The sequence below is a fragment of the Allobosea sp. 2RAB26 genome, from assembly GCF_052115465.1.
Classification (GTDB): domain Bacteria; phylum Pseudomonadota; class Alphaproteobacteria; order Rhizobiales; family Beijerinckiaceae; genus Allobosea.
In genome coordinates this window covers 248,578-267,078 of the sequence record NZ_JBFRGS010000009.1, presented here as the reverse complement: position 1 = coordinate 267,078, position 18,501 = coordinate 248,578, and the positions used below count along the sequence as shown (strand labels likewise).

The window sequence follows — 18,501 nt, the reverse complement described above, 5'->3', positions numbered from 1 at the left end:
CTCGTTGCTCGTCGACCGGCCGTGGTCACACGGCCGGTCGACGAAGGGGGGATCACTTCTTCAGGGTGACGTTCCAGAAATAGGGCCAGGGCGCCGGCACGACGCCGTCGAGCTTCGCGGATTTCGCGGAAAGCGCGTTGAAGTCGCCGATCTTGATGAAGGGCACCTCGTCATAGATCGTCTTCTGCACATTCGCCCACAGCACGGCGCGCTTGGCGGGGTCGGCTTCGGAGGTGAAGGCATCGACGGCGGCCTTGCGGGCAGGCGTGTCCCACCAGCCGGGCGAGCTGGTCGACAGCGAGCCGATCAGCGCCGGTTCCGGCAGGAAGGGGCTGTGGGTGATGTAGATCTCCCACAAGGCCTTGTCGGTCCGCCGCTGGGTCAGGGTCGCCCAGTCGACGACCTGCATGTCGACGGTGAAGCCGGCGAGCTTCAGATACTCGGTCGCGACCTGCGCCATCTTGTAGTGGAACTCGTACTGGCGGCTGGTCAGGATGCGGATCGGCTCGCCCTTGTACCCGGCCGCCTTGGCGGCGGCCCTCGCCTTGTCGGCATCGCCGATATTGTAGTTCCCGGCGACGCCCGCATCGGTGTGCCAGACATAATCCGACGGATAGATGTCGCCGTCGAGCGCGTAGAACTCCGTGCTGCCGAACGCCGCGGCCAGCATGTCCTCCATGTTCAGCACCGTGCGGATCGCCTTGCGGACCGCGAGGTTCTTCGTCGCGCCCTCGGCGGTGTTGAAGATGAAGACGGGATAGCCGAAGGGTTTCAGCAGGACGGGCTGCGAGGCCGCCCCCTTCAACCGGTCGATGGATTCCACGGGAATCGAATCGACATAGGAGTATTGGCCGGAAACGGCCGACTCGACGCGGGTATTCGCATCCGGAACCGGCACGAAGCGGACCTCGTCCAGCAGGGCGCGCCGCGCGCCGCCATAGCCGTCGCCCTGGCCGTCGCGCGGCTTGTAGCCGGCGAAGCGGACGAGCTGGATGTACTGATCGGCCTTGCGCTCCTTCAGCATGTAGGGGCCGGTTCCGATGAACTCCTTCATCGGTTCGCTCTGCTTATTCGCTGGGATGATGATCGCGGCCGAGTTGTTGAAGGCGAGCAGCGAGGTCAACGGTGCATAAGGCTGCTTCAGCGTGATCACGAGCGAGGCCGGGCCGGCGGCCTCGACACTCTCGATGAAGCCTGCCGCCTGCTTTCCGCGCGAGGCCAGCTTCATCCAGCGCTTCAGCGAGGCGACGGCATCATCGGCGGTCAGCTCGGAGCCGTCATGGAATTTGACGCCCGGCCGCAGCGCGATGGTGTAGCGCTTGCCGTCGTCGCTGATCGCGGGCAGCGCATCCGCGAGCAGCGGCGTCACCTTCCAGCTCTTGTCGAATGTGTAGAGGGTCTCGAAAACATGCTGGGTGATCGTGCCGACGAGATCGGCTGTCGAGACCATCGGGTCCAGGGTCGGCGGCTCGCCGACGGTCGCCACTGTGGCAATGCCCCCCGTCTCTTGTGCGAGGGCGAGCGACGGTCCGGTGAGCAGGCTGCAGGCGAGGAGGCATCCGAGCAGGCGTTTCATGGTCCCTCACATTCTTTTATTATGTAATACTATGCCTTATAACAGAATATCGACCCGCGATGAATGTCAACGCATGGCGTGCGTCGATGCTCAGCCGGGCCATTTCACCGAGGCGGCGGCGCGCCGGTTTCGGCGTTCCGCCAGCGGATCGCGTTCGGCGACGATGCGGCACCGGTACGGAAGACGGCCGCCTGGTCGGCCTGGGGGGAAGACGAACTGGAGCTCGGTTACGCCATCTCGCCGGAGCATCAGGGCTGCGGCTATGCCGTCGAAGTGGCCTCAGCCCTCTTGTCGGAGGCTCGTCGGCATCGGCTCCCACGGCAGTTGGTGGGGTTCGCACTCGTGAACAACGCCGCATCCAGACATGTTCTGGAGCGGATCGGCATGACCTTCGAAGGCGAGCGTGTCATCGGGGGCCTGCTGCACGCCCTCTATCGCGCAGCCGACTGAGGACAGAGCCGAACCGGCGGCCGGGCGCCCGGCCCCCTCCTCCCGGATAGCGAGGCTCGCCCCCGGATGCCCCCGCCCCCGCATGCCGCAAGAGCGGGGCGCCGCGTTGGTCAGCGCGCCCGCGGGTCGAGGGCGTCGCGCAGGCCGTCCCCGAGCAGGTTGAACGACAGCACGGTTGCGAAGATGGCGATGCCGGGCCAGAGCGCCATCCAGGGCGCATTGCTCAGGAAGCGCTGCGCCGAATTCAGCATCGAGCCCCAGGAGGGCGCCGGCGGCTGCAGGCCGAGGCCGAGGAAGGACATGCTCGCTTCCGCGATGATCGCAGCCGCGATCGTCAGCGTCGCTTGGACCATGAGCTGCGGCAGGATGTTCGGCAGGATGTGGCGCACCGCGATGCGCCATTGCGGATTGCCGACCGCGCTTGCCGCCTCGACATAGTCCTCAGCCTTGATCGAGAGCACCTGGCCGCGCGTCAGGCGGATGAAGAGCGGCATGGCGGTAATGCCGATCGCCAGCATCGCGTTCGTCAGGCTCGGCCCGAGAAAGGCCGCGAGCGCGATCGCGAGGATGAGGAACGGGCAGGCCAGCATCGCATCGGTGAAGCGGCTGATCAGGCCGTCGACAAGGCCGCCGAGAAAGCCGGCGGCGAGCCCGAGCGGAACGCCGATCGCCATAGCGATGCCGACCGAGGTCAGGCCCGCCAGCAGCGAGGCCCTGGCGCCCCAGATGATGCGCGAAAGCATGTCGCGGCCGGCCTCGTCGGTTCCGAACCAGTGCGCGGCGGAGGGTGCCTTGCGCACCGCGGTCCAGCTCTGCGCCGCCGGGTCGTAGGGCGCCAGAAGCGGCGCGAAGACGGCGACGAAGACCATGAGCAGCACGACGGCGAGACCGACCAGCGCGCTCTTGCGCTTCGACAGGCGCCGCCACACGCGGCCGTGGAAGAAGTTCGCGACGGGATTGGCCGAAGGCTTGGGTTCCGAGATCGTCAGCACAGCTCAGCTTCTCAGTCTTGGGTTGACGAGGATGTATCCGATGTCGGCCAGCAGGTTGAGGACGATGTAGAAGAGCGAGGTCACGAGCACGACGCCCTGCACCACGGGATAATCGCGGGTGAAGACGGCATCGACGATCAGCTTGCCGAAGCCCGGGATCGTGAAGATCTGCTCGGTCAGGACCGCGCCGGAAAGCAGCGCGCCGAACTCAAGCGCACCAAGCGTGATGATCGGCGTCAGCGCATTGCGCATCGCATGCTTGAACACGACGACCCATTCGCTGAGGCCCTTGGCGCGCGCGGTGCGAACGTAATCGCTCTCGAGCGCCTGGAGCATGGCGCTGCGGGTGTGGCGCATGATGACGCCGGCGATCGCGGTGCCGAGCACGCAGGCGGGCATGATCGTCGTCGAGAGGTTCATCTTCAGATCCTCCCAAGGGCTGACGAAGCCCGAGGCCGGCAGCCAGCCGAGATGGACCGAGAAGAACATGATCAGCATGATGCCGAGCCAGAAATTCGGCACCGAGATGCCGGCAAGCGACGCGACATTGGTGGTGTAGTCGATGGCGCTGTTGGGGCGCAGAGCCGAAATGACGCCCGCCGTGATGCCGACCACGAGCGCGATCAGGATACCCATGACCGCCAGTTGCAGCGTCACCGGCAGCTTGAGCAGGATCAGCTCGAGGACGGGGCGGTTATGGCGCATGGATTCGCCGAGATCGCCGGTCACCACGCCCTTCAGCCAGTAGAGATACTGCACGATCAGGGGCTGATCGAGGTGATACTGGGCGCGGATCGCGGCCAGCGTCGCCTCATCGGGATTTTCGCCGGCGAGCACGAGCGCCGGATCGCCCGGCAGGAGATGCTGCAGCGAGAAGATGATCATCGACAGAAGGATGACCGTCGGGACGAGCTGCAGAAGGCGGCGTCCAAGAAGCGAAGACATGGGTCAGCCCTCCGTCACGGTCTGGGCCGGCCGCGCAGCCATGGCTTCAAAGGCCGCGAACAGCTTTTCGAGCTTCGGGTTGCGCGGTTCACGCGCAATCTCGGCTGCATCCTGTGCCGGCAGTTCGCGCCAGAAGGCACAGGCATTGGCATGGCCACCCGCCTCGACCTCGAGCACCATGCTCACGCTCTTGCAGGCCGGCCGCGCATGCGGGCAGCGTGTATGCAGCCGGCATCCTTCGGGCGGGGACAGCGGGCTCGGCAGATCGCCATGGAGTCTCGCCGCGCGCGAGCGCTGGTGGCTCGGCGGCGCCGCGACCGGAATGGCCGAGAGCAGCGCCCGCGTATAGGGGTGGCGCGGCGCGGCGAAGATCTCGTCGGAGGTGCCCATCTCGACGACCTTGCCGAGATACATCACGGCGACGCGATCGGCGATGTGCTTCACGACGCCGAGGTCGTGCGAGATGAAGACGAAGGCAATGCCGAGCCGCTTCTGCAGGTTCTTCAACAGGTTGAGGACCTGCGCCTGGATCGAGACGTCGAGGGCCGACACCGCCTCGTCGCAGATGATCGCCTTCGGTTCGGAGGCGAGCGCCCGGGCGATGACCACGCGCTGGCGCTGGCCGCCGGAGAATTCATGCGGATAGCGGTCCGCCTGTTCCGGGCGCAGGCCGACCATGTCGAGAAGCTCCGCGACGCGCCTGGCGCGCTGCCCGGCCGGCACGATGTCGTGCAGCATCAGCGGCTCGGCGATCGTCTGGGCGATCGTCATGCGCGGGTTGAGCGAGGCATAGGGGTCCTGGAAGATCAGCTGCACATACCGGCGCTGCGCGCGCACCGCCGCGTGGCTGGCATGGGTGACGTCCTGCCCGTCGATGAAGACCTCGCCGGAGCTGGGCTCGATCAGGCGCATCAGCAGGCGGCCGAGCGTCGACTTGCCGCAACCGGATTCGCCGACGATGGCGAGCGTTTCGCCGGGCATCAGCGACAGGGTCACGTCATCGACCGCGCCGACGGACGCGAGCGGGCGGCCAAACAGCGAGCGCTTGACGACGAAGCTCTTGCCGAGGCCGCGGGCTTCGAGGATCGGCTTGGCCGCGGGGGATCGGGAGGCGCTCTGGATCATGGGACGAGGTCCTGCATGGGCGCACGCCAGCAGCGGCTGAAATGGCCGGCCGTGACCTCGATGAGGTCCGGCATCTCGGCGCAGCGCTCGACGCGGAAGGGGCAGCGCGCCTGGAAACGGCAGCCCGAGGGCGGATTGGCCATATCGGGCACGGTGCCGGTGATGGCGACCAGCTGCTCGCGCTTCTCGTCGAGACGCGGCAGCGAGCCGAGCAGGCCGACCGTGTAGGGGTGCTGCGGGAAGGTGAAGAGATCCTCGACCGAGCACTGCTCGACGACCTGGCCGGCATACATGACGATGACGTCGTCGCAGGATTCCGCGACCACGCCGAGATCATGGGTGATGAGGATGATGGCGGTGCCGGTCTTCTGCTGGAGCTCGCGCATCAGCTCGAGCACCTGCGCCTGGATGGTGACGTCGAGCGCAGTCGTCGGCTCGTCGGCGATCAGCAGCTCGGGATCGCAGGCAAGCGCCATGGCGATCATCACGCGCTGACGCATGCCGCCCGAGAGATTGTGCGGATATTGATGGTAGCGGGTCTCGGGCGACGGAATGCGCACCAGCTTCAGCATGGCGATGGCGCGTTCTGTCGCCTCCTTCTTCGAGATCGGGCGGTGGCGCAGGATGACTTCGTTGATCTGCTCGCCGACCGTATAGGACGGGTTGAGCGAGGTCATCGGCTCCTGGAAGATCATCGCCAGCCGGTTGCCGCGCAGGCTGCGCATGCCTGATTTGCTCTCGTCGAGCAGCTCGCGGCCATCGAAATTGACGCGGCCGGAAATGCGCGCGCTGTGCTCGGGCAGAAGCCGCATCACGGCGAGCGAGGTCACGCTCTTGCCGCTGCCGGATTCGCCGACGATCGCCAGCGTGCGCCCCTTCCGGACCGAGAAGCTGACGCCGTCGACCGCAGTCACGGTGCGCGTGTCGCCTTCGAAGGCGACACGCAGGTTGTTGACGTCGAGGACGGACGCGGATGCGTCATCAGCCCGAACGGATCGGAGTGGGGTGCTCATCGCGTCCTTGGTACCGGTTCAGTTCTTGGTTCCTGGGTGCCGGCTCAGTTCTTGCGGCTGACGTCAGCCAGGCGGATGATGCCATCCGGAGCGGGCTTGAGGCCGGTGATCTTGGAGCTGTGCGCGAAGATCCACTGCGAGTGGTAGAGATAGACGATCGGCAGGTCCTTGAGCAGGATCGCGACCGCCTTGGCGTATTCGGCCTGGCGCGCGGCGGGGTCCCCGAGCGAGCGGGCCTTGGCGAGGATCGCGTCGAGCGCCTCGTTGCAATACTTGGCGTCGTTCGTCGCGGCGCCGCAGGAGAGCATCGGGGTGACGTTCAGGTCGGGATCGACGCGGCCGCTCCAGCCGACGAGATGCGACTGGAACTTGCCCTGACGGGCGACGTCGAGCAGCGTCATCAGTTCGGTCGGCTTGATCGAGACCTTGATGCCGATGTCCTGGACCATCGCCTGGATGAGCTGGGCGACCTGCTGGCGCTCGGCATCGGTGGGAACGAGCAGTTCCAGATTGACCGACTTCACACCGGCCTCGGCCATCTTCTTCTTGGCGGCGTCGAGGTCACGGGCCGGAACCGGGAAGCTCTTGTCGTAGAACGGGCTCGACGGCGGGAACGGCTGGTTGCCGATGCTGGCCTGGCCGTCGAAGACGACATTGCTGATGGCCTGACGATCGATCGCGAGGCTGAAGGCTTCGCGGATCGCGGCCTTCTTGCCGGCATCGAGATTGGCGCCATCGCCACCGATGCTGAAGGTGATGCCGTAATAGCCAAGCCCGACGACGGGATCGACGGCGAGCGCCTTGTCGGCCTTGACGGCGTCCACGTCGGTCGCTGCCAGACGCTCGATCAGGTCGAGCTGGCCCGAGCGCAGGTTCAGCAGGCGGACGTTGGAATCCGGCATGCCGCGATAGATCAGGCGATCGAACTTGTACTTCGCCGCATCGTAATATTGCGGGAATTTCTCGAGGACGATGCGGTCCTGGACCACGCGCTCGAGGAATTTGTAGGGACCGGAGCAGACCGGCGCATCGGTGAACTTGTCGCCGAGCTTTGCACCAGCCGCCGGGCTGATGATCATGCCGGCGCGGTCGCTGAGCGCGGCGAGCAGCGGAACCGAAGGCTCCTTGAGGCTGATCTTGACGGTGGTCGGATCGACGGCTTCGACGCTCTTGATCGCGCTGATCTCAGCCTTGCGCCGCGAGATGCCCGAGCTCAGCGCGCGCTCCAGATTGTACTTGATCGCCGCGGCGTCGACCTTGGTCCCGTCGTGGAAGACCGCATCGCTGCGCAGCGTCAGGGTCAGCACGGTGCTGTCTGCGCTCCAATCCCAGCTGGCCGCCAGCATCGGGATGATTTTGCCGTTCTGGTCGATGTCGACGATCTTGTCGCAGAGCGACTGCAGCACGTGGCGGCCGACGAAGCTCCAGTTGGACACCGGGTCGAGTGTATCGGGATCGTCCTGCAGGCCGATCTTGAGAACGGTCTGGGCGGCGGCGGGCGCCACCGTCACGGCCATGGCGCCGAGCGTCAGGCTGGCTGCGAGTGCAAGATAAGTCGGTTTCATCGATAGTCCCCTCTCCTGTTCCGGAATGCTCGTCTCATTGGGGTCAGCGGGTCGGGATCAGCGGGCGACCGCATAGCCCTGGACGCCGCGCGGGTTGGCGCCGGCCTTGACCAGCTGCACATCGCCATCCATCTCGCGGGCGACCGCCGAGAGGCGTCCTTCGGACCAGGCGTCGCCGACGGTGATCTTGTGGCCCCGCGCCGCCAGATCGTCGCGGACCGCCTGCGGGAAGCGGTCTTCGAGCGTGACCGCGCCGAAGCTGATCTCGCGCGGCCAGAAGGAGCTCGCGAGATGGTCGGTATGGAAGGACGGGGCGTCGATCGCTTCCTGCAGGTTCATGCCCTTGTGGAGATGGCGCAGCAGCATGATCAGCTGCCATTGATCCTGCTGGTCGCCGCCCGGCGTGCCGAAGGCCATGTAGGGCTGGCCGTCACGATAGACGGTCGACGGCGTCAGCGTCGTGCGCGGCCGCTTCGACGGCATGAGCGTGGAGTTCAGGCCCTCTTCGAGCCAGAACATCTGCGCGCGGGTCGTCAGGCTGAAGCCGAGGCCGGGAATGACCGGGCTCGACTGGAACCAGCCGCCCGACGGCGTCGCCGACACCATATTGCCCCAGCGGTCGACGGCGCTGACCTGCACGGTGTCGCCGCGCTGGGCGCCTTCGCGGGTCAGCGCGGGTTCGCCCTGCCGGTCATTCGGAAGCTTGGCTTCGCGGGCGACCGTCGGCTCGCCGCCGCCAAGGCCGGGCTGTGCAATGGTGCCGACCGTGCGCAGCGGCGGCAGATTGGGATTGCGCCCCTCAGGGGTGCCGGGGAGGACGTCCATCGACGCCTTCCCCGTGATCAGTGCGCGGCGGATATCGGCATAGCCGGAGGAGAGCAGCGCCTTGATCGGTACATCGGAGCTGTCGCCGTACCAGGAATCGCGGTCGGCCATCGCGAGCTTGGCCGTCTCGACGACGAGATGCACGAAATCGGCGCTTGTCGGATCGAGATCGGCGATATCCGTGCCCTTGAGGATCTGCAGCATCTGCAGCAGGACCGGTCCCTGCGACCACGGCCCGCATTTAAAGACCTCGCAGTCGCCATAGGTCACGGAGACCGGCTTTTCGATCTGCGGCTGATAGTCGGCCATGTCCTGGGCGGTGATCAGGCCCTTGTGGCGGCGGCCCGAGACGTCCCAGACCTCTTGCGTGGCGCAGAATTCCTCGATGCGCTCGGCGACCGGGCCGCGATACCAGAAGTCGAGCGCCGCATTGATGCGTGCCTCGCGATTCCCGGCCGATTTCGCGTGGTCGAGGATCTGCTGGTAGAGCGCCGCGATCTGCGGATTGCGGAAGAGCTTGCCGGACTGAGGGGCCACGCCGCCCGGCAGGTAAATCTCCGCGGAACTCGGCCAATGGGTCTCGAAGAGCTCGCGCATCGAGGCGATCGTCCGGGCGATGCGCGGCACCAGCGGGTGGCCGGTCCTGGCGTAATAGATCGCCGGCGCCAGCACGTCTTCGAGCTCGGCCGTGCCGTAGTCGCGCAGCAGCGTCAGCCAAGCGCCGAACGCGCCGGGAATGCAGGCGGCGAGCAGGCCGGTGCCCGGAATGATATCGAGGCCGAGATCCTTGAAATGCTTGATGGTCGCCTTCGCAGGGGACGGCCCCTGCCCGCAGATGACGATCGGCTGATCGGCGCCGGCCGGCGTCACGATGATCGGAACCTCGCCGGCGGGGCCGTTGAGATGGGGCTCGACGATCTGCAGGACGAAACCGGTGGCGACCGCGGCATCAAAGGCGGTGTGGCCCTTTTCCAGGATCGACATGCCGACGGTCGAGGCAAGCCAATGCGTCGAGGAAACGGCTCCGAATGTGCCCCTGAGTTCCGGTCGCGTCGTAAAAGTCATGGCAATTCCTCATTTCCAGCCGCCCGCGACCGCCTGAGGAAGGCTGTCGACAAGGCCGGAGATCCACGCGGGGATGTTAGACAAGCCTCAGGGTTTTGTGCCGCAGCTCATGCGGGAGCGGCTCGTTTTGTATATTTTTTGTCTACATTGCAATAGGATTGTGTACTCATCGGGATCAGCCGAGATGGTCAACTCAGGGGATGGCGAGCTTGGGAATTGAAGATCGCGCGATGCTGGACGTGCCGGCCGCCACCAAGAAAAGTCGCAGTGATTTCATCGCCGAACAGCTCGAAGAGGCTGTGATCAACGGCGAATTTCCGGCGGGCTCCCGGCTCGATGAAGCCTCCATCGCCCTGCAGTTCGGCGTCTCCCGCACGCCCGTCCGCGAAGCGCTGCATATCCTGTGCGGGCGCGGACTGGCCGAGCGCGAGCCCTATAAGGGCGTGGTCGTGACGCAGATTTCCACAGAGCGCATCGACGAGATGTTCGAGGCGATGGCCGAGCTGGAGGCGACCTGCGGCCGACTCTCCTCACACCGGATGACGATGCGGGAGCGCGCCGAACTCGAAAGCCTGCACCGCCAGATGAACGCACTGGCCGATGAGGGCGACCTCGATGGCTACACCGAGCTCAATACGCAGTTTCACAGCCTGCTCTTCGAAGGCAGCCATAACAGCGACCTGATCGCGGTTGCCCAGACGCTACGGCTGAAGCTCGCCCCCTTCCGCAAATTCCAGCTCAAGGACAAGGGACGCGTCAAGCGATCCTGCCGCGAGCATCAGCAGATCGTCGACGCGATCCTGGATCAGGATGCCAAGACTGCGGAAAACGCGCTGCGCCGCCACCTCGTCTCGGCGGCCCAGGAAGTCCTGATCAAACGGCAGCGGCAGGAAGACGAGGCCGTCGCCAAGAATGCGCTCTGACGCGCTCTGAAAGGTACGTTCCAAATGACTGGTAGCATTGAGAAAGAGGCGATCCGTGCGGTGATCGCCACGATGCAGGCGGCCTGGAACCGCGGCGATTTCGCGGGCTATATGGCTGGCTTCGCCAATCCCGATGTGATCTTCGTCTCGCGCGGCCGCATCCAGAAGGACTGGCAGGGAACGCTCGACCATTACATCGCCGATTATGGCGGCGGGCCGGGTTCGCAGGGCGAGCTCGCCTTTTCCAACATCCGCATCGAGATGCTGGCGCCCGATGCCGCCCAGTTGATCAGCGACTACAAGCTGGTGCGCGCGGCGGGTAACCAGACCGGCGTCAACACCCGCCTGATGCGCAAGCGCGACAATGGATGGGTCATCGCCCTCAACCACGTCTCGCAGATCGAAAGCAACACGCAGGCGGGAAAGGCCTCTGGGCACTAACCCGGATGCGGGCGACCGTCGGAGCCGAGCACGGGTCGCGGCGTGAACAGCGCCGCGCCGCCCAGCCGAGTGTCACGCAGCCAGTACGGTAACAGGCGTTCCGGGGGCGACGCGTGCGTAGAGATGCACGATATCCTGATTGATCATCCGGATGCAGCCCGACGAGACGTTGGTGCCAACACTGTAGGGCTCCAGAGTGCCGTGAATTCGGTAGCCAAGATCCCGACCTTCCCCGAAAAGATACAGGGTACGCGCGCCCAGCGGACTATTGGGACCACCGCGCACGCCAAGGCCCCTCGGCGTCTTCTCGAGTTGGGCCTTGATGGCTGGCTCACGCTCAATCATTTCGCGGGGCGGAACCCAATCGGGCCAGTCCCGCTTCATGTTGACCCGCGCCAAGCCGGACCAGGCGAAGCCCTCACGTCCAACACCGACGCCGTAGCGGGTCGCAACGCGGGGCGTTTCGACGAAATAGAGATGGTAAGAAGCCGGATCGACGATGATCGAACCCGGGGCCTCCTCTCGCGTAAGCTCGACGGTCTGGCGCAGATAGGCCGGATCGACCTTTCGATAATCCACCGTCCGGACCGCAAACCGCTCCCCTGGATAATCCGTGTAGACTTCGGCGTAGTTCGGCCGCGCCAATGTACGCGTCGGGCTCCTCCTGGCTGGGGAAACATCCGGCAGCCCGACGCTGCTTCTCGTGCCGCATCCCGCGAGCCCGGCGGCGGCAAAGGTCAAGGCAGACATGGTAAAGCAACGGCGGGTCGGCATGGATGTCTCTCAGGCAAGGCTCTGGAGAAACATGAACTTAGATCGTTAGGGCCACGTTAACCCGACTCAGAACGGCGAAGCCGCTGCGGAGCGAGGAGGCGGGCGATGAAAAACCAAGCCTCTGTGATGGCTCAGCCGGATGAACCATTTCCCTGTTCAAAAAGTACGTTTTCGGACAGGCCCAAGGGGGCGCGGGGCAGTCGAAGCCTGTGAGGGCCGGATCGCGCCGAGTGCAGCCCCTGGCGGGCGCTTACATTCCGCCCAGGAGCCTGACGGCCTGGGAACGGGCGTTGCGCCCGTTCCGGATGAGTGGCTTTGTCGGTTCGGCCAACAATCAGACGATCGTCAACGGCCCGGCGCCTTGCTCAAGGAGCGGTCGCATATTCCGGATCGAGCGGAAGCACAGGCCCGGGGATCGTACGACCGATGCGCCCGACGACCCGGCCATGCTCGATGACACCGCCATAGTGGTCATGTGATGGGTAGAGGAAGCGGCCGAGGCTCACGGCGAGCTTGATCGCGCGCTTTTCCTCCAGCCTGCTCGTGGCGAAGTTGCCCGAGGTCTGCGGCTCGAATGCGTTGAGCTGCCCCCGGCGCTCGATCAAGGCGCCGTGGATGTCGTAGATCACATCCCCGCAGAAGCAGGCCGCTCCCTCATCGGTCTCGACGACCACGGCGATGCTGCCGGGCGTATGCCCGCCAAGACAGACGGCACTGATGCCTGGCAGGATTTCGGCACGCTCGCCGAATGCCAGATCCAGGCATGCCAATGCCCCCGGTGTGTAGAGCCGATCGACGATATGGTGAAGATCTTCCGGCGCGTAGTCGAGCCGGCCGACCCCACTATAGGCGAACTCCAGTTCCCTGCGATTCACCATCACTGGAACGCTCATCGGGAAGCGATCGAGGAAGCCGGCGTGATCGACGTGAAGATGCGTCTGAATGATCAGGCCGATCTCTTCTTTCCGCACGCCATGCTGCGCCAGCTGTGCGTCCAGCCCGTGCTCCTCCGTCCATATCGTCTCGAGCCCGAGCCCCAGCCGCGTCAACGATTCCGTGCTGCGCGAGCCTGCATCGACCAGGACCGGAAACTCCCCTCCAAGGATGAGGAACGCGTTGGTCGGAGTCTGGACCCTTCTCCCTGGTGGGCGCCCCGCAAGCTGTGCTGTCCAGTCCCCCCGAATGTCACCGAAATTCAACACGCACACCGACAAGCTCATGGCTCTCGCCTCCATCTCGTATACGGACCAATATTTCCTATTGGAAACTTATTCACTTTACAAGAGACGCGGCGGTCGCTTAGGGATTCATCGGGCCTAAGGCGCCGACCTGCATGCCGGCTCCGCGCACCGCCGTGCTGAAAAAGGGGAAAGACCATGCCCGTCATTCGCGTTTCGATGGTCGCCGGCCGCTCCGCCGAGCAAAAGGCGAAGGCGGCGGCGGCGTTGACCGCGGCCTTGCGGGAGCACTTCGGCTGCCATCCCGACGACGTGATGATTATCTTTGAGGAGCAGCCAGGGGAGAACTGGGCGGTGTCCGGGCAACTGCTCTCGGAACGCCGCCCTGCTGCAAAGAGTTCATGATTGGAAACGTGATGCGGTCAGCCTGCGCCCGTAGCGCAGCGCCAATCGAAGGCGGGAACGAGCAGCGGCCGGGACGGCGATTGGCCATGCCCGCCAGGCACTAAACCATCGGCCCGAAAAGTGGATTGCGGCCTTAGGGAAAGCCGATGCAACCACAAGAGGTTAAATCATCGGACGGGATGCGATATCCGGCCAGATGAACTAAAGCGACGCTACATCGCCCCCGACGAGACCCAGACCACTTCGGCATCTCCTTCGCCGACCGACACGACACAATGCCCCATTCGGCTGTCGAAATAGATCGCATCGCCCTCGTCCAGGCGCGCCGGGGCATAGTATTCGGTATGAATTTCGACTGAGCCCGACACGACGACCAACATTTCCTCGCCATCGTGGCTTTCCCACCCGTCGAACTCATCGAGCGAGCGCGCCGTAATCGTCGTCCTGAACGGAAGCATTCGCTTCTTCGAGATATCGGTCGCCAGCAGTTCGTGCCGATAAGTCTTCGTCAGATTGAGCTTTCCCTCGCCCTTGCGGGTTATGCTCCGCCTGCCCCGCGGCTCGAATCCCCGGCGACGCTCGTCGAAGAGATCGACGAGGTCGATGTCCATCCCGCGCGTGATCTTCTTGAGCAGATCGAGCGTGGGCGACATCAGCCCATTTTCGATCTTCGACAGCGTGGAACGGCCCACCGAGCTCAGTTTGCTGGCTTCCTGAAGCGTCCATTTCCGGCTGTGCCGGATCGCTCGCAAGCGCTCCCCCAGAGACGTACCTGCAGGGCTCTGCGCTTCTTCGGCGCGCTCCATTTCGGCAAAGCCCGGGCTCACCGTGCGCTTCTTTCGATCGCCTCCGCCAGGGCTAGCCACGTCATCATCGCCTTTGCGAATGCCGGTTTTATGGTCCGCAATCTTCATCGGTTTGCACATCCCTATTGCGGAAGGGGCGCCATGTTCAAAGGCAGCCGCGCTATGACGAGAAGACGCCGGTCGGACATCGGAATCAGAGGATAGTACGAATTTTGTCTCATAGGATACACGCGAGGGCGGCACATAAGGCGACTGCATCGCGATAAATCGAGGGCGTTCTCGGGTTGAAGCCGAAGATATGAGCAGACTTTGGCCATTCACCCCCTCACAAAGCAAGGAATAGGGCGCCTCTCAAGAATTCCCTTGATATCTCAAAAGAGATAATATCCATTATAGGAAACACAGATCAAAAAAACGACACGGGACGAAACGCATGGCATCGCGGGGAGAGGCAATTGCGCCTCCTTCCACCACGGCACCATCACCGCATGGGAGGAGCAAATGAGAACAGTCAGCCGTCGTCAGGCCCTCAGGCTCGCTGCATTCAGCGGCGCGCTGGGCTATCTCGGGCAGATGGGCTTCAGCCAGGCCCAGGCGCAGAAGCTTCTCAAGATCATCGCCTGGGGGGGCACCTATGGCGACGCGATGCGCTCCTCCTGGATGGAGCCCTTCGCAGCCGCAGCCGGCATCCGCTCGGAAATCCAGCTGCAGTCATCCTCGATGGAAACGCTCGCGTCGCTGCGAGCGAACAGGAACCGCAACGATGCGGATCTGTGGCTTTCAGCGATCGCACCGACCTCGCTTGCACAGAGCGACGGATTGCTGAGCCCGATCCCCGTCGACCAGTTGAAGAACGCATCCCAGCTCCCGGCAGCTGTCGTCAACGACACCTATGTCGGTATCTGGAGCTTGCCCTACGGCATCATCTACAACGCCAAGACGGTCCCGTTCGAGATCACCAAATGGGAGGATCTCACGGATAGCCGCTTGAGGGGCATGGTCACTGCTCCCTACGGCGCCAACTATAACGGCATGTTCATCGCGTTGCTTTCGATCCTGGCCGGGGGGGACGAAAGAAACGTCGACCCCGGCTTCGCGCTGGCGAAGAAGATGAAGCCGAACTTCTCGATTTTCACCACGTCCGATTCCGAACAAATTCGCTTGCTGACCTCCGGGGAGGTCGACATCGTGGCGTTTGCCCCGGTCGCCAATTACTTCGCGGCCCGCAAGGCCGGTTCGCAATTCCGCTTCGTCTGCCCGAAGCCGTTCATTCCTGTCAGCATCAGCAATGTCGCGATCCTGAAGGGTGCAAATGTCGAGGCAGCAACCCACTTCATCGATTTCGCCATCAGCAAGGAACCGCAACAGAAGATTGCGCAGATGCTGGGCTGCTTGCCGATCAATACGATGTCGGAGGTCTCGCCGACGATGCGCGAAGCCGTGCCGGCCAGCACCGAGTTCCGCTTCCTGCAGGAAGGGGTGATGGCCAGTCAGCTCTCCGGCTGGAACGATCGCTGGCAAAGGGAAATCCAGCGCTGACAGGCGGGCGCCGGACGGAAGGGCGAGTATGGGGGCGCATGCCAATGCCGACTGAGTTGAACGACCCTGAAAAGCGGCGCGGATGCTGGCCCGGCCGCGAAGGATCCGGACCATGATCGCACGGCTCGTGCCGTATATCCTGGTTGCGCCGGCACTTCTGCTTATCGCAGTCCTTCTGACGGGCCTGTCCTCGGTGCTCGGCTGGAGCTTCCAGAGCGGGGCCGGCGACGGGGCGTCGGGTCTGGTTCAATATGCGAATCTGGCGACGAACGAATCCTATCGCCACTTCTTCACCTATTCGCTCTGGCTTGCCGCCGTATCGACGTTCGTCGCTCTCCTGCTCGGCTTTCCCGTGGCCTATTACATGGAGATCAAGGCCTCGCCGAGCCAGAGGAAGTGGATCTTCGCCGGCTTGCTGGCGATGTTCCTCAGCGACTACGTGCTGAAGATGTTCGGCCTGATCCTGATTCTCGGCAGGTCCGGGCTGGTGAACCGGCTGGCCATGTGGCTCGGCGTTACCGACACCCCGTTCAGGCTGATGTACAACGAGTTCGGGGTGCTCGTTGGCCTCGTCTCCGGCATCCTGCCCTACATGATCCTGTCGCTGAATGGGGTGATCGCCCGGCTGGACAAGCGCTTGCCCGAGGCAGCTTCCGTGCTGGGAGCCCCGCCCTGGCGCATCTTTCTCCTCGTCACCCTGCCATTATGCGTGCCCGGCATCCTGGCTGGAACCATGCTGAGCTTCCTTCTGTCGCTGAACTCCTTCGTCACGCCGATGCTGCTCGGTGGCGGCCGCGTCGACATGATCGCGGTGCTGATCTTCGACCAGGCGATCAACCTTGCCAATCTGCCACTCGGCTCGGCGGCCGCGGGTGTGCTCTTCCTGATCTCGGGCGCGGTGATCCTCCTGCTGAACGGGCTCGGCGATCGTTATCAGAAACGGTTTCAGCGATGAGCAAGTCTTCCGGCGTCTCTGCCCTGCAGGCACTGACCTTCGCCGTGCTGCTGTTCATGGCCCTGCCGAACCTCATCATCCTGGCGGTGTCGTTCAACCCGGAGGCCACCCTGGCATTCCCGCCCACGGGGATATCGCTGGATTGGTATCTGAACGTCTTCAGGACACCGAGCTTCGCCGCCGGTCTGCAGCAGAGCGTCTTCCTCGCCTCGGTCAGCAGCGCCATCAGCCTGGTGTTCGGTGTCCTGGCCGCGCTTGCGATCGTGCGGTTTCGGTTCTTCGGCCGGCAGGCCATCAACGCCCTCGTCATGGCGCCGCTCTTCGTACCCGAGGTCGTGATGGGCATCGCGATGCTGCTATGGGCGAACGCTGTCACGGCGATCTCCAACACCTCGACCCTGGTCATCCTTCATTGCCTGATCGTGCTGCCCTATGTCGTGCGCCTCGTCGTCGCCAACCTCCAGGGGATCGACCCCAATCTCGAGAGTGCGGCGATGCTGCTCGGCGCCCGGCCGATGCAGGCCTTTCTCCGCATTACCATGCCGATCATCGGCAAGGGGCTGTTGGGCGCGGCGGTTTTCGCAGTCGTCATGTCCTTTCACAACTTCACGGCCACGATGTTTCTGGTGGGAAGCCGCCCCACCCTTCCCGTTGCGGCCTATCAATATATCCGAACCGAAAACGACCCGACCGTCGCTGCGCTTTCCACGATGATGATGCTGGCCGGTATCCTGGCCGTCTATCTCATGGAGCGATGGATCGGGCTTGAAAGACTGGTGCGATGACTCCGTCCCTTAGCTTCAAGAAGCGTGGAATTACCCTTTCCGGCCTCTCAGTCGAACTCCAGGGCAAACGCATCCTGGACGATGTCGACCTGGAGATCTTTCCCGGCGAGATCATTGCCTTGCTTGGGCCAAGCGGCTGCGGCAAGACGACAATGCTGCGGGCGATCGCGGGCCTGCAGAGACCCTCCGCCGGCGAGATCGTGGTAGGCGGACAGGCGATGACCGACGTGGCGCCCTATCGACGCAATGTCGGCATGGTGTTCCAGAGCTACGCGCTGTTTCCGCATATGACAGTCGCGGAGAACATCGTCTTCGGACTGAAGATGCACGGGGTGGCGCCGGCTGAACGCGCTGCGGTTCTCGATGCGGCCCTCACCATGCTGGAACTCTCCGCCTTGCGCGATGCCTACCCGGCCAGGCTTTCCGGCGGGCAGCAGCAGCGTGTCGCGATCGCGCGGAGCATCGCGACCCAGCCGTCCGTGCTTCTTCTCGACGAACCCCTGTCGGCACTCGACAAGAAACTGAAGGACGACATGCGCAGCGAATTGCGCACCTTGCTGAAGAAGGTCGGCATGACGGCCATCATTGTCACGCACGATCAGGAGGAGGCCCTGGCCATCGCTGACCGCGTGGCGGTGATGAACGAAGGCAGGATCGTCCAGATCGGAACAGGCGGAGACCTGTACCACAATCCGAACTGTCGCTTCGTCGCCGATTTCGTCGGCTATATGAACTATTTCGAGGGCTCGATCAGGAGCGGGTCCGACCAGCGGCTCGAACTCGATATCGGCGATGCCCGCTTGCTGAAGGCGCGTTCCTCAGCGGAGACGCCAGCGACCGGGCACGTCACAGTCGCCATACGGCCAGAGGCAATCACCCCGATGCCGAAATCGGCGCCTGTTGACCAGGATGAATTCAACATCGTGCCAGCCTGCCTGATCAGCGAGGAATTCCTCGGCATCGTCACCTATCTACGCTTTCAGGACGGCAAAGGTCGGGATTTGCTGGTCATCCGAAGCGGCCAGAGTCGCGCAAGCCCGCTTCGGGTCGGTGAGCACTATGATCTGGCATGGCCCATCGACGTAACGACCCTGATGCCGGCGGAGCCCCAAGCGGCATAGCTCGCTGAGCCAGACCCG

General features: G+C 64.1%; 17 protein-coding genes and 1 pseudogene. 8 read left to right on the top strand and 10 right to left on the bottom strand.

Features of this window, described 5'->3' with window-relative positions:
- Window positions 1-52 precede the first annotated feature (52 nt).
- Window positions 53-1,576 carry an ABC transporter substrate-binding protein gene (locus AB4118_RS19580; RefSeq protein WP_441491319.1) on the bottom strand — a complete coding sequence of 508 codons (1,524 nt, stop codon included), beginning with the start codon at window positions 1,574-1,576 and terminating at the stop codon, window positions 53-55.
- Between the two features lie 63 nt (window positions 1,577-1,639).
- Here AB4118_RS19580 and AB4118_RS19575 point away from each other — a divergent pair, with 63 nt between their 5' ends.
- The gene (locus tag AB4118_RS19575) at window positions 1,640-2,026 is read left to right on the top strand and encodes a GNAT family N-acetyltransferase (RefSeq protein WP_441491318.1); all 387 of its coding nucleotides are present in this window, start codon (window positions 1,640-1,642) and stop codon (window positions 2,024-2,026) included.
- A 110-nt stretch (window positions 2,027-2,136) separates the two neighbouring features.
- Here AB4118_RS19575 and AB4118_RS19570 read toward each other — a convergent pair whose 3' ends face one another.
- From AB4118_RS19570 to AB4118_RS19545, 6 genes are read right to left on the bottom strand one after another with little or no spacing between them, the layout of a single operon-like run.
- Window positions 2,137-3,018, bottom strand: coding sequence for an ABC transporter permease (locus AB4118_RS19570; RefSeq protein WP_441491317.1), 882 nt, complete (start codon window positions 3,016-3,018; stop codon window positions 2,137-2,139).
- Window positions 3,019-3,021: 3 nt separating this feature from the next.
- Window positions 3,022-3,963, bottom strand: a complete 942-nt coding sequence (locus AB4118_RS19565; RefSeq protein WP_441479972.1) for an ABC transporter permease — start codon at window positions 3,961-3,963, stop codon at window positions 3,022-3,024.
- Between the two features lie 3 nt (window positions 3,964-3,966).
- Window positions 3,967-5,088 (bottom strand): ABC transporter ATP-binding protein, encoded by a 1,122-nt coding sequence (locus AB4118_RS19560; RefSeq protein WP_441491316.1) that lies wholly within the window; start codon window positions 5,086-5,088, stop codon window positions 3,967-3,969.
- Complete coding sequence (locus AB4118_RS19555) at window positions 5,085-6,101, bottom strand: ABC transporter ATP-binding protein (protein ID WP_441491315.1); 1,017 nt, start codon at window positions 6,099-6,101, stop codon at window positions 5,085-5,087. Before AB4118_RS19555 ends, AB4118_RS19560 begins: the two co-directional genes overlap by 4 nt.
- 44 nt (window positions 6,102-6,145) lie before the next feature.
- Window positions 6,146-7,666 carry an ABC transporter substrate-binding protein gene (locus tag AB4118_RS19550; protein WP_441491314.1) on the bottom strand — a complete coding sequence of 507 codons (1,521 nt, stop codon included), beginning with the start codon at window positions 7,664-7,666 and terminating at the stop codon, window positions 6,146-6,148.
- A gap of 57 nt (window positions 7,667-7,723) precedes the next feature.
- Window positions 7,724-9,556: a gamma-glutamyltransferase family protein gene (locus AB4118_RS19545; RefSeq protein ID WP_441491313.1), complete on the bottom strand. Its 1,833-nt coding sequence runs from the start codon at window positions 9,554-9,556 to the stop codon at window positions 7,724-7,726.
- A 209-nt stretch (window positions 9,557-9,765) separates the two neighbouring features.
- Between AB4118_RS19545 and AB4118_RS19540 the strand changes: the two genes are divergently transcribed.
- Together AB4118_RS19540 and AB4118_RS19535 are read left to right on the top strand one after the other, a co-directional pair.
- Window positions 9,766-10,479 (top strand): GntR family transcriptional regulator, encoded by a 714-nt coding sequence (locus tag AB4118_RS19540; protein ID WP_441491312.1) that lies wholly within the window; start codon window positions 9,766-9,768, stop codon window positions 10,477-10,479.
- 24 nt (window positions 10,480-10,503) lie between these two features.
- Window positions 10,504-10,920, top strand: coding sequence for a nuclear transport factor 2 family protein (locus AB4118_RS19535; protein WP_441491311.1), 417 nt, complete (start codon window positions 10,504-10,506; stop codon window positions 10,918-10,920).
- Window positions 10,921-10,992: 72 nt separating this feature from the next.
- On the opposite strand, the gene AB4118_RS19530 is transcribed toward AB4118_RS19535, so the two are convergent.
- Entirely contained in the window at window positions 10,993-11,694 is a 702-nt protein-coding gene (locus AB4118_RS19530; RefSeq protein WP_441491310.1) for a L,D-transpeptidase, read from the bottom strand.
- 365 nt (window positions 11,695-12,059) lie between these two features.
- The gene (locus AB4118_RS19525) at window positions 12,060-12,914 is read right to left on the bottom strand and encodes an MBL fold metallo-hydrolase (RefSeq protein ID WP_441491309.1); all 855 of its coding nucleotides are present in this window, start codon (window positions 12,912-12,914) and stop codon (window positions 12,060-12,062) included.
- A 153-nt stretch (window positions 12,915-13,067) separates the two neighbouring features.
- On the opposite strand from AB4118_RS19525, the pseudogene AB4118_RS19520 reads away from it, so the two are divergent.
- A pseudogene (locus tag AB4118_RS19520) lies at window positions 13,068-13,277 on the top strand (tautomerase family protein); the annotation flags it as partial.
- A 212-nt stretch (window positions 13,278-13,489) separates the two neighbouring features.
- Here AB4118_RS19520 and AB4118_RS19515 read toward each other — a convergent pair.
- Window positions 13,490-14,191, bottom strand: coding sequence for a helix-turn-helix domain-containing protein (locus AB4118_RS19515; protein ID WP_441491307.1), 702 nt, complete (start codon window positions 14,189-14,191; stop codon window positions 13,490-13,492).
- A gap of 393 nt (window positions 14,192-14,584) precedes the next feature.
- On the opposite strand from AB4118_RS19515, the gene AB4118_RS19510 reads away from it, so the two are divergent.
- The 4 genes from AB4118_RS19510 (at window position 14,585) to AB4118_RS19495 (ending at window position 18,483) form a co-directional block, all read left to right on the top strand.
- Window positions 14,585-15,622 carry an extracellular solute-binding protein gene (locus AB4118_RS19510; RefSeq protein ID WP_441491306.1) on the top strand — a complete coding sequence of 346 codons (1,038 nt, stop codon included), beginning with the start codon at window positions 14,585-14,587 and terminating at the stop codon, window positions 15,620-15,622.
- A 112-nt stretch (window positions 15,623-15,734) separates the two neighbouring features.
- Window positions 15,735-16,577: an ABC transporter permease gene (locus AB4118_RS19505; RefSeq protein ID WP_441491305.1), complete on the top strand. Its 843-nt coding sequence runs from the start codon at window positions 15,735-15,737 to the stop codon at window positions 16,575-16,577.
- Window positions 16,574-17,362, top strand: coding sequence for an ABC transporter permease (locus tag AB4118_RS19500; protein ID WP_441491304.1), 789 nt, complete (start codon window positions 16,574-16,576; stop codon window positions 17,360-17,362). Before AB4118_RS19505 ends, AB4118_RS19500 begins: the two co-directional genes overlap by 4 nt.
- Window positions 17,359-18,483 (top strand): ABC transporter ATP-binding protein, encoded by a 1,125-nt coding sequence (locus tag AB4118_RS19495; RefSeq protein WP_441491303.1) that lies wholly within the window; start codon window positions 17,359-17,361, stop codon window positions 18,481-18,483. The genes AB4118_RS19500 and AB4118_RS19495 overlap by 4 nt, the downstream gene beginning before the upstream one ends.
- Window positions 18,484-18,501 lie beyond the last annotated feature (18 nt).

Bases quoted from the DNA above. Each gene is read 5' to 3' on its own strand.
- AB4118_RS19575 (WP_441491318.1), top strand. From the start codon at position 1,640: ATGTCAACGCATGGCGTGCGTCGATGCTCAGCCGGGCCATTTCACCGA.
- AB4118_RS19525 (WP_441491309.1), bottom strand. From the start codon at position 12,914: ATGAGCTTGTCGGTGTGCGTGTTGAATTTCGGTGACATTCGGGGGGAC.
- AB4118_RS19500 (WP_441491304.1), top strand. From the start codon at position 16,574: ATGAGCAAGTCTTCCGGCGTCTCTGCCCTGCAGGCACTGACCTTCGCC.
- AB4118_RS19495 (WP_441491303.1), top strand. From the start codon at position 17,359: ATGACTCCGTCCCTTAGCTTCAAGAAGCGTGGAATTACCCTTTCCGGC.
- AB4118_RS19565 (WP_441479972.1), bottom strand. From the start codon at position 3,963: ATGTCTTCGCTTCTTGGACGCCGCCTTCTGCAGCTCGTCCCGACGGTC.
- AB4118_RS19555 (WP_441491315.1), bottom strand. From the start codon at position 6,101: ATGAGCACCCCACTCCGATCCGTTCGGGCTGATGACGCATCCGCGTCC.
- AB4118_RS19560 (WP_441491316.1), bottom strand. From the start codon at position 5,088: ATGATCCAGAGCGCCTCCCGATCCCCCGCGGCCAAGCCGATCCTCGAA.
- AB4118_RS19545 (WP_441491313.1), bottom strand. From the start codon at position 9,556: ATGACTTTTACGACGCGACCGGAACTCAGGGGCACATTCGGAGCCGTT.
- AB4118_RS19530 (WP_441491310.1), bottom strand. From the start codon at position 11,694: ATGCCGACCCGCCGTTGCTTTACCATGTCTGCCTTGACCTTTGCCGCC.
- AB4118_RS19505 (WP_441491305.1), top strand. From the start codon at position 15,735: ATGATCGCACGGCTCGTGCCGTATATCCTGGTTGCGCCGGCACTTCTG.
- AB4118_RS19535 (WP_441491311.1), top strand. From the start codon at position 10,504: ATGACTGGTAGCATTGAGAAAGAGGCGATCCGTGCGGTGATCGCCACG.
- AB4118_RS19510 (WP_441491306.1), top strand. From the start codon at position 14,585: ATGAGAACAGTCAGCCGTCGTCAGGCCCTCAGGCTCGCTGCATTCAGC.
- AB4118_RS19580 (WP_441491319.1), bottom strand. From the start codon at position 1,576: ATGAAACGCCTGCTCGGATGCCTCCTCGCCTGCAGCCTGCTCACCGGA.
- AB4118_RS19515 (WP_441491307.1), bottom strand. From the start codon at position 14,191: ATGAAGATTGCGGACCATAAAACCGGCATTCGCAAAGGCGATGATGAC.
- AB4118_RS19550 (WP_441491314.1), bottom strand. From the start codon at position 7,666: ATGAAACCGACTTATCTTGCACTCGCAGCCAGCCTGACGCTCGGCGCC.